The organism is Sphingomonas sp. (assembly GCF_017745215.1).
Taxonomy (GTDB): domain Bacteria; phylum Pseudomonadota; class Alphaproteobacteria; order Sphingomonadales; family Sphingomonadaceae; genus Sphingomonas.
Genome location: NZ_JAGHZV010000031.1, coordinates 1 through 10,375 on the forward strand (window position 1 = coordinate 1; position 10,375 = coordinate 10,375).

The window sequence follows — 10,375 nt, forward strand, 5'->3', positions numbered from 1 at the left end:
AACGCCTCCGCAAATCCTCGCTGCTCCATCCCACACCTCCGATGCTCCCTCCCATCGAATCAGATCACACATCGATAGTCACCCTCTTTCGCAGAGACCTCGCGCTCGCCGGGATGACGATTCAAGGGGAGATCGTCGGGCTCCCAATAAGCCCCGGCCGCTCGAAGCGGGGATCAACGATCGCTGGACATTGCCGATCGGATATAGCTCAACGTGTCGCGCAATCCGAGCACCTCATAGGCCAATTCCATGCCCTCCGACGCTCCCGACAATTCAGGCCATCGCGCGAGATTGCGCCAGCGGCTGTTCGAGGGCGGGCCCGATGCGCTGATGGACCATGAACTGATCGAATACCTCCTGGCGCTCGCTATTCCCCGGCGCGATACCAAGCCGCTCGCCAAGGCGCTGCTCGCCGAATTCGGGGGGATCGCCGGCGTGCTCACCGCCGACGCCGAGGCGCTGACGCGCGTCGGCGGGATGGGCGAGACGTCGGTCGCGGCGCTCAAGGCGGCGCATGCCGCGGCGCTCAGGCTGCTCCAGGCCAGAGTGAAGGACCAGCCGGTGCTCGCCAATTGGCAGGCGGTGATCGATTACCTCCGCGCCGACATGGGCCATCTGCTCGTCGAGCGCGTCCGCGTGCTCCATCTCAACGCGCGCAACATGCTGATCCGCGACGAGACGATCAGCGAAGGCTCGGTCGACGAGGCCGCGCTCTACGTCCGCGAAGTGATCCGCCGCGCGATCGACCTGGGATCGACCGCGATCATCCTCGTCCACAACCACCCTTCCGGCGACCACAGCCCGAGCCGCGCCGACATCGAGATCACGCGCAAGGTTGCCGAGGCGGGCAAGCGCCTCGGCATCGCCTTGCACGATCACATCGTCATCGGCAGCGAAGGCCATGCCAGCCTTCGCGCGATGGGAGTGATCTAGAGGGCGTGATTCAACCCGCGCTCTTCGGCGTCAGGAACACGGTCAGCTCGAGCTGGCTGATCGCATGGTTGTGATCGGTATCAGCCTGGGCGAAGGCCTGGCCGAGCCAGGTCGTGGCCTGCGGCGAGCCCGGCTGGAACGACGGATCGGAAGCCTTGCGCAGCGCCTCCATCCAGCCCGCGAACTCGGTCGAGTTGAGGCCGCCGCTGGCATCCTTGTCGTAGCTCCCGAACTCCTGGCCGATGACCTGGGCGACTTGCGTCATGTTGGTCGCAGGCTGTTCGGCGGCGGGCGCGGGCGCCGCCGGCACCGGCTCGGCGGCGGCGACGGGCTGTCCGGTCGAAGGCGTCGGCTGCGCGGCCTGGGCGATCGGCGCGGGCTGGCCCTCGGCGGGCGGCAGCGACGCGTCCTGAGCCGCGGCTGTCGCGGGCGCGGCAGGCGCGGCGAGGTCGGCGATCGGCGCGGGCGGGCCCGGCTGCACCGGCGGCTTGGCGGCGGCGGGATCCTGCACCGGATCCTGCGGCGCGGTCTGCGCGATCGCGGGCACCGCCGCGAAGATCGACGTGGCGACAAGCAGATGTCGGAACATGGTCAAAAGCCTTCTCCTGGCGCCTGCGCGCCTCATCGGGTGCGGCATGGCGCGTGAAACATCCCCATTCGAGTTTTCCAACGCCGCGAAACGATCGCCCGTTCCGGCTCGGGCACGGCCCGTCCCTGCCCCCGCCCGGCTCGCCGCAGAGCGCTTGCTCCGTGTCGCACGGGCAACGGCCGTGCTACGCTCGGCGCCATAGCCTCCTTCGACCCGCGCACGCTCCTGTTCGGCCTGGGCGCGACACTCGCGGGCTGCGGCGCGGTGCCCACGCCGACACCCGCCTCGCCTTCCCCAACGGCGACGTGCCCCGCGAGCGTGGGGTCTGCTGCGACGCGATCGTCCGCGCCTATCGCGATCCTCTACAACTTAGGGGCGCGCGCGAGGAAGATACGCTGCTCGACTGGCCGCTCACCGGGCGATACCGCCGGGCGCTCGGTCGAAGCCTAAAATACAGCCGCCATCCCCGCGAAAGCCGGGATGACGGTCATGGGTCGCTGGCGCGCGCACGCGTAGATTGATGCCCCCCGCGCCGCTTGCTATCGGCGCGGCCATTCCCAACCGAAAGGCTTCCGATGGTCCCCCGTTATGCGCGCGCCGAGATGACCGAGCTCTGGTCGCCCGAAGCGCGCTACCGCATCTGGTTCGAGATCGAAGCGCACGCCACCGATGCGCTCGCCGAGCTGGGCGTGGTCCCCAAGTCCGCGGCGCAGGCGCTCTGGGCCTGGTGGGAGACCAACCCCGCGATCGACGTCCCCGCGATCGACGCGATCGAAGCCGTCACCAAGCACGACGTGATCGCCTTCCTCACCTGGGTCGCCGAGCAGGTCGGCGACGAGGCGCGCTTCATGCACCAGGGCATGACCTCGAGCGACGTGCTCGACACCTGCCTCGCGGTCCAGCTCGCGCGCGCCAGCGACATCCTGCTCGCCGACCTCGACGGACTGCTCGAAGTCCTCAAGCGCCGCGCCCATGAGCACAAGCTCACGCCGACGATCGGCCGCAGCCACGGCATCCATGCCGAGCCGGTGACCTTCGGGCTCAAGCTCGCCGAGGCCTATGCCGAGTTCGACCGCGCGAAGACGCGCCTGATCGCCGCGCGCGCCGACATCGCGACCTGCGCGATCTCGGGCGCGGTGGGAACCTTCGCCAACATCGATCCGCGCGTCGAGGAACATGTCGCCGCCAAGCTCGGCCTCTCGGTCGAGCCCGTCTCGACCCAGGTGATCCCGCGCGACCGCCACGCGATGTTCTTCGCGACCTTGGGCGTGATCGCCAGCTCGATCGAGCGGCTCGCGGTCGAGGTCCGCCACTTGCAGCGCACCGAAGTGCTCGAGGCGGAGGAATTTTTTTCGCCGGGGCAGAAAGGCTCGTCGGCGATGCCGCACAAGCGCAACCCGGTGCTCACCGAGAATTTGACCGGCCTCGCCCGCATGGTGCGCAGCGCCGCCATCCCGGCGATGGAGAATGTCGCGCTGTGGCACGAGCGCGACATCTCGCACTCCTCGGTCGAGCGCTACATCGGCCCCGACGCCACGATCACGCTCGATTTCGCGCTCGCGCGGCTCACGGGCGTGATCGACAAGCTGCTCGTCTATCCCGAGCGCATGCAGAAGAACCTCGACCGGATGGGCGGGCTCGTCCATTCGCAGCGCGTGCTGCTGGCGCTGACCCAGGCGGGCGTGAGCCGCGAGGACAGCTACCGCCTCGTCCAGCGCAACGCGATGAAGGTGTGGGAGAGCGACGGCCAGCTCTCGCTGATGGAGCTGCTCAAGGCCGATCCCGAAGTCACCGCGGCGCTCTCGATGGCGGAGATCGAGGACAAGTTCGACCTGGGCTATCACTTCAAGAACGTCGACACGATCTTCGCGCGCGTGTTCGGCGGGTAGAGAAACCCGACTCTGCCCTAAGAGCCCGTTTGGAAATGCGCGGAAGAGCGCATTTCCAAACAGCCTCTTAGACGTCCAACTCCTACATCGTCATCCCGGCGAAAGCCGGGACCCAGGGCAGCAGGCGATGTCGCTCGTGGCCCTGGGTCCCGGCTTTCGCCGGGATGACGGGCGGGGTTTGATCCAGCAGGTCCGACGCTGGAAATGATGGAATCGACCCGCTACGCCGCTTCCCACGAGGGGAGAGCGGCATGGCGGGGATCGGGGCTTCGGTGGGCAGCGGCGGGGTAAACGCCAGGGCGGACGTGCTGGTCGTCGAGGGGCTGCTCAACCGCTACCTCGCCGCCCGGCACGAGCCGCCGCTCACCGCCGACGGCATTGTCGACGTCGACACGATCCTGACGATACAGGCCTATCAGCGCGGCGTGCTCGGCATCGCCAGCCCCGACGGCAAGATCGACCCCGGCGGGAAGACCTGGAAGGCGCTCGACGCGGGCCAAGGCCTCGCGCCACCCGCTTCCTCGCCCTTCAGCGGCGCCGACTGGTGGCATGCCAACGAAGCGCGTTTCCCCAACAGCGCGGCGATCGCCGACCTCGCCAAGCCGTTCGGCGACAATGCCGCGAAGTTCGTCCAGGCGCTGAAGGACGCCGGCGCCAGCGTCACCGTCTCGGCCACGCGACGCAACGCGGTCCGCGCCCAGCTGATGCACTACAGCTGGCGCGTCGCGAAGGGCGGGATCCAGCCCGAAGGCGTCCCCGCCATCCCCGGCTGCGCGATCGCCTGGGACCATGGCGACCTCGCCAAGTCGCGCAATGGCGCGCAGGAGATGGTCGACCTGTTCGGCATCGCCTTCGAGCCTTCGCTCACCTCGCTCCACATCGAGGGCCGCGCGATCGACATGACGATCGGCTGGAACGGCATTCTCAAGATCAAGGACGCCACCGGCAAGGCGCAGGAGATCGGCGCCCCGCGCAGCGGCGAAACCAACACCACGCTCCACAAGCTCGGCGCGGGCTACAAGGTGATCAAGCTGCTCAGCGATCCGCCGCACTGGAGCGCGACGGGGCATTGAGCCGGAACCTTCGGCGCATCGTCGCATTGATGCGGTTCATGCCTGTCGACCCCTTCCGCCAGTGAACGCGGCTCATCGCACCTTGCGCGCGGGAACCGCGGCCGCGCACGCGCGCATCGACGCGCTCTTCTCGCGCTTCGACCTGCAGGACCGCGCGAGCTACGCCGCCTTCCTCGGCGCGCATGCCGAAGCGCTTCTCCCCATCGAGACCCGTCTCGCGGAAGTGGGCGCCGAACGGGTCTTCCCCGGCTGGGACGAAGGCCGGCGCGGCGAATTGCTCCGCGCCGACTGCGCCGAGGCAGGCATCGACCTCGCCGAAACCCCGGCTCCGCTCGCAAGCACCGGCGCCGCGATCGCCGGCACGCTCTACGTCCTCGAAGGCTCGCGGCTGGGCGCGAAGGTCCTCGCGCGCCGCGCAAACCCCGGATTTCCCCGGCGTTTCCTCGATGCAGGTGAGAGCCCCGGCGCCTGGCAGTCTCTATTGAGCCGCATCGATGCGATGCTCGAGGACAACCGCGCCATGGACGACGCGTTGAGCGCCGCGCACGATTGCTTCGGCGCGTTCGAGCGCTCGGGCGAGCGGTGGCTCGCCGCATGAGCGATCGCGACGAGTCGTTCGAGGTCGACCTGACCAATTGCGATCGCGAGCCGATCCACGAGCTCGGCGCGATCCAGCCCTTCGGCTTCCTGCTCGCGCTGTCGAACGACTGGCTGGTCCGCCGCGCCTCGGCCAACATCGCCGACTTCTTCGGCACGCCCGCCGAGGAACTGCTCGGCACCCATGCCGAGCCGCTGCTCGGCGACGGCGCGATCCACCTGCTGCGCAACCGCCTCGCGATGCTGCGCGGCCCCGACGCGGTCGAGCGGGTGTTCGGCGTGACGATCGGCCCCGAGCAGCGCCGCTTCGACTTCGCGATCCACATGCAAGGCGAAGGCATCATCCTCGAGGGAGAGCCCTCGACCGCCGAGGGCAGCACCGATGCCGCCAGCGCGATCCGCGCGATGATGGCGCGGCTCGACGAGACGATCGACGCGACCGCCTTCTTCCGCGAAGGCGCACGCCAGATCCGCGCGCTCACCGGCTTCGACCGGGTTATGGTCTATCGCTTCGACACCGACGGTTCGGGCAGCGTCGTCGCCGAGGCGGCGCGCTCGGGGATCGGCAGCTTCCTGGGACTGCGCTACCCCGCCTCGGACATCCCGCAGCAGGCGCGCCGCCTGTATCTGCGCACCCCCTTCCGGATCATCGCCGACGTCGACGCCGATCCGGTGCGCATCATCCCCCAGCGCGACGAGATCGGCGCGCCGCTCGACCTGTCGCTCTCGGTGCTGCGCTCGGTCTCGCCGATCCACATCGAATATCTCAGGAACATGGGCGTCGCCGCCTCGCTCTCGATCTCGATCATCGTGGAGGGCAGGCTCTGGGGCCTGTTCGCCTGCCATCACTACAACGGCGTGCAGCTGCCCAATTTCGAGCGACGCTCGATCGCCGAGCTGTTCGGCCAGATGTTCGCGCTCAAGCTCGAGAGCCGCGAGCGCAAGGAACTCTCGGCCTATGAGACGCGCGCGCGGGCGAGCAGCGACCGGATGCTCGCGGCGATCGCCGGCGATTCGGGGCTGCTCGAGAACAGCGAATGGCTGGGCCAGACGCTGCGCGAGACGATCCCGTGCGACGGGATCGGCATCTGGATCGACGGCAAGGTGTCGTTCAGCGGCATGACGCCGCCGGGCGAGGCCTTGCCCTCGATCGTGCGGCGCCTCAATGCCATGGCCTCGGGTCGGATCTTCGCGACCGACCGGATCGCGGAGACGCTGCCCTCGGCCTCGGACTATGACGATGTCGCCGCGGGCGTGCTCGCGATCCCGATCTCGCGGAGCCCGCGCGACTATGTGCTGCTGTTCCGCCAGGAGAAGGTGCGCACCGTCCATTGGGCGGGCGATCCGCACAAGCCCGCGCGGCTCGGCCCCAATGGCCCGCGACTGACGCCGCGGCAGAGCTTCGCACTGTGGAGCCAGGAAGTCCGCGGCCGCTCCGAGCCGTTCAACGAAAGCGAGATCCGCGTCGCCGAGATGCTGCGCGGCTCGCTGATCGAAGTGGTGCTGCGACTCTCCGACGACGCGCAGGAGGAGCGCCGCCGCGCCTCCGAGCGGCAGGAGTTGCTGATCGCCGAGCTCAACCACCGCGTGCGCAACATCCTGAGCCTGATCCGAGGGCTCGTCCGCCAGTCGCTCGATCCCGAGGCCGATGCGCGCGGGATGATCGCGCTGCTCGAGGGCCGGATCGAGAGCCTGGCGCGCGCGCACGACCAGATCACGCGCGACCACTGGAACCCCGCCCCGCTCTCGCGGCTGATCGAGACCGAGGCGGCCGCCTATCTCGTCGGCAAGAGCACGCGGCTCAACTGCTCGGGCCCGCCGGTGCTGCTCCAGCCCCAGGCCTTTTCGACGCTCGCGCTCGTCTTCCACGAACTGATGACCAACTCGGCCAAATACGGCGCGCTGTCGGACAATGGCGGGGTCAAGATCGGCTGGCGGATCGACGACGACGGCGACCTGCTGATCGAATGGCGCGAAATCGGCGGGCCGGCGGTGCAGCCGCCCAGGCGGCAGGGCTTCGGATCGACGATCATCCAGCGCTCGATCCCGTACGACCTCGGGGGGCGCGCGCAGGTCCGCTTCGAGACCGCGGGCCTCGAGGCCGATTTCTTCATCCCCGCGCGCCATATCGCGGTGCAGGATTCGTCGGGTGCGATGCTCAACTTCGTGCCCGCGCCCGGCGAAGTGGTGGACGAGAGCCTGGAGACCGCGGTGCTGCACGGCATCGCGCTGCTCGTCGAGGACAGCCTGATCATCGCAATGGATGCCGAGGATGTGCTCACGCGCCTCGGCGCGACGCGCGTGGTGACGGCGAGCAGCGTCGCCGCCGCGCTCGACGAAGTGGCACGCGAGACCTTCCAGGTCGCGATCCTCGACGTCAACCTGGGTGCCGAAACGAGCATCCCGGTCGCCGAGGCGCTGCGGGCGAAGGGCGTGCCCTTCGTGCTGGCTACCGGCTATGGCGAGCAGCTGAAACTGCCGCCCGACCTGGCGAGCGTGCGGATCCTCCAGAAGCCCTATTCGCGCTACACGATCGGTCGCGCGCTCGCCGAGCTGCTGGGCGGCTGACGCGAAGCGGGGCGCGGAACCCAAGTCCCGCGCCCCGCCGCCTCCTCGGGTGAAAGGATTAGCGGCAGTAGCGCCCGCCGCGGCCGCCCTGGTCGATCGACTTGCCGATCACCGCGCCGAGCACCGCGCCCAGGATCGTGCCGGTGGCGCGCTCGCCGTGAGTGTCGACGCCCCGGCCGATCAGCGCGCCGGCGGCGGCGCCGACGATCAGGCCAGTGGTACCGTCCGAACGGCGGCAATAGTAACGGCCGTCGTTGCCGCGCCAGCTCGGGCCGCTGTAGTAGCCGCGGTTGTCGTAGTAGCGCGAATAGGCGCCGCGGTGGTCGCCACGATAGTCGCGATGGTCGCGATAGTCGCCGCGATACTCCTGCTCATAGCCGCCGCGGTCGTAGTGCTGGGCCAGCGCCGCGGTGGGCAGGGCGGGGACGGCGACGGTGAGGGCAGCGAGGCCCAGAATGAACTTGCGCATGACTCTTCCTCCTCGAATCTCAGCGGGCGGGGGTACCGCCCTCCAGTGATTCGGGTTGTAGCGACTCGCGACTGTTACGTTCCTGAACCCAACCGACAGCGATTATTCACCTTGGTAAGGCGCTCAGCCGCCCACCGCCTTCTTCACGCGCGCGAAGAAGCCCTGCGCCTCGGGGCATTCGTCGCCGGTCTCGGTCCTGCGGAATTCCTCGAGCAGCTCGCGCTGCTTCGCCGAGAGCTTGGTCGGCGTCTCGACGTCGATCTGCACGACCAGGTCGCCGCGGCCGCGGCCCTGTAGCACGGGCATGCCCGCGCCGCGCTGGCGCAGCTCGCGGCCCGACTGGATGCCCGCCGCAATGCGGATCTTGTGGAGCTCGCCGGACGGATCGGGGACCTCGATCTCGCCGCCCAGCGCCGCGGTGGTGAAGCTGATCGGCACGCGCGCGTGGAGGTTGCTGCCCTCGCGCTCGTAGATCGAATGCTTGGCGAGGTGGAGGAAGACGTAGAGGTCGCCCGCGGGCGCCCCGCGCGCGCCGGCCTCGCCTTCGCCGGTCAGGCGGATGCGCGTGCCTTCGTCGACGCCCGGCGGGATGTTGATGGTGAGCGTCTTGGTCTTCTCGACCCGCCCGTCGCCATGGCATTTCGGGCAGGGATCGGCGATCACTTCGCCCGCGCCGTGGCAGGCCGGGCAGGTCCGCTCGACCGTGAAGAAGCCCTGGCTGGCGCGCACCTTGCCGTGGCCGCCGCAGGTCGCGCAGCCCTTGGCCTGGGTGCCGGGCTTGGCGCCCGAGCCGTCGCACGCCTCGCACGCGCTCGACACGTCGACGGTGATGTCGACCTTCTTGCCGTGGAAGGCGTCCTCGAGCCTGATCTCCATGTCGTAGCGGAGGTCCGCGCCCCGCCGCGCCTGGCGCCCGCCGCCGCGGCCGCCCATGAACTCGCCGAACACGCTCTCGAAGATATCGCTGAACGCACCGAAGTCCGCGCCGCCGCCGCCGAAGCCGCCGCCCGGCCCCGCACCGCCGCCGTTCTTGAACGCGGCATGGCCGAACCGATCGTAGGCCGCGCGCTTCTGCGGGTCCTTCAGCACCTCATAGGCTTCGCTGACGGCCTTGAACTTGGCCTCGCTGTCCTTGCACCCGCCGTTCTTGTCGGGGTGATATTGCATCGCGAGCTTGCGGTACGACGCCTTGATCGTGGCGTCGTCAGCGGTGCGCTCGCACTGGAGCAGCTCGTAATAATCGACTTCGGTCATGCCCGCCCCATACGCCCCCTACCCGCACCACCCCGCCGAAGATGGCGAAAGTGGTGCAGAGGGAGCATGCACTCAGCCCTTGTTCTCGTCCACTTCCGAGAATTCGGCATCGACGACTTCCTCGCCGCCCGCCTCGGAACCGGCCGCGGACGGACCAGCCTGCGGAGACGCCTCCGCCTGCTGCTGCTTCTCGTAGATCGCCTGGCCCAGCTTCATCGCCACCTGGGCGAGGTTCTGCGCCTTGGCCTGCATGTCATCCGGATCGCCGGCCTCGACCGCGGCCTTGGCTTCCGCCACCGCCGCTTCGATCTCGGCCTTGAGCGACGCGTCGACCTTGTCGCCATTCTCGACGAGCTGGCGCTCGGTCGTGTGGATCAGGCTCTCGGCGTTGTTCTTCGCCTCGGCCGCCGCACGGCGCTTCTTGTCCTCCTCGGCGAACTTCTCGGCATCGCGCACCATCTGCTCGATGTCGGCTTCGTTGAGGCCGCCCGAGGCCTGGATGCGGATCTGCTGCTCCTTGCCGGTGCCCTTGTCGCGCGCCGACACGTTGACGATGCCATTGGCGTCGATGTCGAACGTCACTTCGATCTGCGGCACGCCGCGCGGCGCCGGCGGGATGCCGACCAGGTCGAACTGGCCGAGCAGCTTGTTGTCCGCCGCCATCTCGCGCTCGCCCTGGAAGACACGGATCGTCACCGCCTGCTGATTGTCGTCAGCGGTGGAGTAGGTCTGCGACTTCTTGGTCGGGATCGTCGTGTTGCGGTCGATCATGCGGGTGAACACGCCGCCCAGCGTCTCGATGCCGAGGCTCAGCGGAGTCACGTCGAGCAGCAGCACATCCTTGACGTCGCCCTGGAGCACGCCGGCCTGGATCGCCGCGCCGATCGCCACCACCTCATCGGGGTTCACGCCGGTGTGCGGCTCCTTGCCGAAGAACTCCTTCACGACCTGGCGCACCTTGGGCATGCGGGTCATGCCGCCGACCAGCACCACTTCGTCGATC

At 68.9% G+C, this 10,375-nt stretch carries 10 protein-coding genes; 6 read left to right on the forward strand and 4 right to left on the reverse strand.

Annotated elements, in window-relative coordinates:
* The first annotated feature begins 249 nt into the window (after positions 1 to 249).
* Positions 250 to 933 carry a DNA repair protein RadC gene (gene radC, locus J7495_RS19640; RefSeq protein ID WP_294058673.1) on the forward strand — a complete coding sequence of 228 codons (684 nt, stop codon included), beginning with the start codon at positions 250 to 252 and terminating at the stop codon, positions 931 to 933.
* Between the two features lie 10 nt (positions 934 to 943).
* On the opposite strand, the gene J7495_RS19645 is transcribed toward radC, so the two are convergent.
* The gene (locus J7495_RS19645; RefSeq protein ID WP_294058674.1) at positions 944 to 1,522 is read right to left on the reverse strand and encodes an EF-hand domain-containing protein; all 579 of its coding nucleotides are present in this window, start codon (positions 1,520 to 1,522) and stop codon (positions 944 to 946) included.
* A gap of 161 nt (positions 1,523 to 1,683) precedes the next feature.
* On the opposite strand from J7495_RS19645, the gene J7495_RS20240 reads away from it, so the two are divergent.
* The 5 genes from J7495_RS20240 to J7495_RS19665 all read left to right on the forward strand — a co-directional run bounded on the left by J7495_RS20240 (position 1,684) and on the right by J7495_RS19665 (position 7,649).
* Complete coding sequence (locus tag J7495_RS20240; protein WP_366811467.1) at positions 1,684 to 2,043, forward strand: DUF1287 domain-containing protein; 360 nt, start codon at positions 1,684 to 1,686, stop codon at positions 2,041 to 2,043.
* Between the two features lie 54 nt (positions 2,044 to 2,097).
* On the forward strand, positions 2,098 to 3,411 hold the full coding sequence (gene purB, locus J7495_RS19650) for an adenylosuccinate lyase (RefSeq protein WP_294058675.1): 1,314 nt from the start codon (positions 2,098 to 2,100) through the stop codon (positions 3,409 to 3,411).
* A 251-nt stretch (positions 3,412 to 3,662) separates the two neighbouring features.
* The gene (locus J7495_RS19655) at positions 3,663 to 4,484 is read left to right on the forward strand and encodes a hypothetical protein (protein WP_294058676.1); all 822 of its coding nucleotides are present in this window, start codon (positions 3,663 to 3,665) and stop codon (positions 4,482 to 4,484) included.
* A gap of 61 nt (positions 4,485 to 4,545) precedes the next feature.
* Positions 4,546 to 5,082: a biliverdin-producing heme oxygenase gene (locus tag J7495_RS19660; RefSeq protein ID WP_294058677.1), complete on the forward strand. Its 537-nt coding sequence runs from the start codon at positions 4,546 to 4,548 to the stop codon at positions 5,080 to 5,082.
* On the forward strand, positions 5,079 to 7,649 hold the full coding sequence (locus J7495_RS19665; protein ID WP_294058678.1) for an HWE histidine kinase domain-containing protein: 2,571 nt from the start codon (positions 5,079 to 5,081) through the stop codon (positions 7,647 to 7,649). The genes J7495_RS19660 and J7495_RS19665 overlap by 4 nt, the downstream gene beginning before the upstream one ends.
* Before the next feature lie 58 nt (positions 7,650 to 7,707).
* Here J7495_RS19665 and J7495_RS19670 read toward each other — a convergent pair whose 3' ends face one another.
* The 3 genes from J7495_RS19670 to J7495_RS19680 form a co-directional block, all read right to left on the reverse strand.
* The gene (locus J7495_RS19670; RefSeq protein ID WP_294058679.1) at positions 7,708 to 8,118 is read right to left on the reverse strand and encodes a glycine zipper 2TM domain-containing protein; all 411 of its coding nucleotides are present in this window, start codon (positions 8,116 to 8,118) and stop codon (positions 7,708 to 7,710) included.
* 123 nt (positions 8,119 to 8,241) lie between these two features.
* Positions 8,242 to 9,372, reverse strand: a complete 1,131-nt coding sequence (gene dnaJ / locus J7495_RS19675) for a molecular chaperone DnaJ (RefSeq protein WP_294058680.1) — start codon at positions 9,370 to 9,372, stop codon at positions 8,242 to 8,244.
* A 72-nt stretch (positions 9,373 to 9,444) separates the two neighbouring features.
* Positions 9,445 to 10,375 (reverse strand): Hsp70 family protein (locus tag J7495_RS19680; protein WP_294058681.1); only part of this gene is annotated, 931 nt, incomplete at its 5' end.

What these genes read in the sequence shown, in the direction of transcription:
- J7495_RS19670 (WP_294058679.1), bottom strand. Translation starts at nt 8,118, where the DNA reads ATGCGCAAGTTCATTCTGGGCCTCGCTGCCCTCACCGTCGCCGTCCCC.
- J7495_RS19665 (WP_294058678.1), top strand. Translation starts at nt 5,079, where the DNA reads ATGAGCGATCGCGACGAGTCGTTCGAGGTCGACCTGACCAATTGCGAT.
- J7495_RS19645 (WP_294058674.1), bottom strand. Translation starts at nt 1,522, where the DNA reads ATGTTCCGACATCTGCTTGTCGCCACGTCGATCTTCGCGGCGGTGCCC.
- radC (WP_294058673.1), top strand. Translation starts at nt 250, where the DNA reads ATGCCCTCCGACGCTCCCGACAATTCAGGCCATCGCGCGAGATTGCGC.
- J7495_RS19655 (WP_294058676.1), top strand. Translation starts at nt 3,663, where the DNA reads ATGGCGGGGATCGGGGCTTCGGTGGGCAGCGGCGGGGTAAACGCCAGG.
- purB (WP_294058675.1), top strand. Translation starts at nt 2,098, where the DNA reads ATGGTCCCCCGTTATGCGCGCGCCGAGATGACCGAGCTCTGGTCGCCC.
- dnaJ (WP_294058680.1), bottom strand. Translation starts at nt 9,372, where the DNA reads ATGACCGAAGTCGATTATTACGAGCTGCTCCAGTGCGAGCGCACCGCT.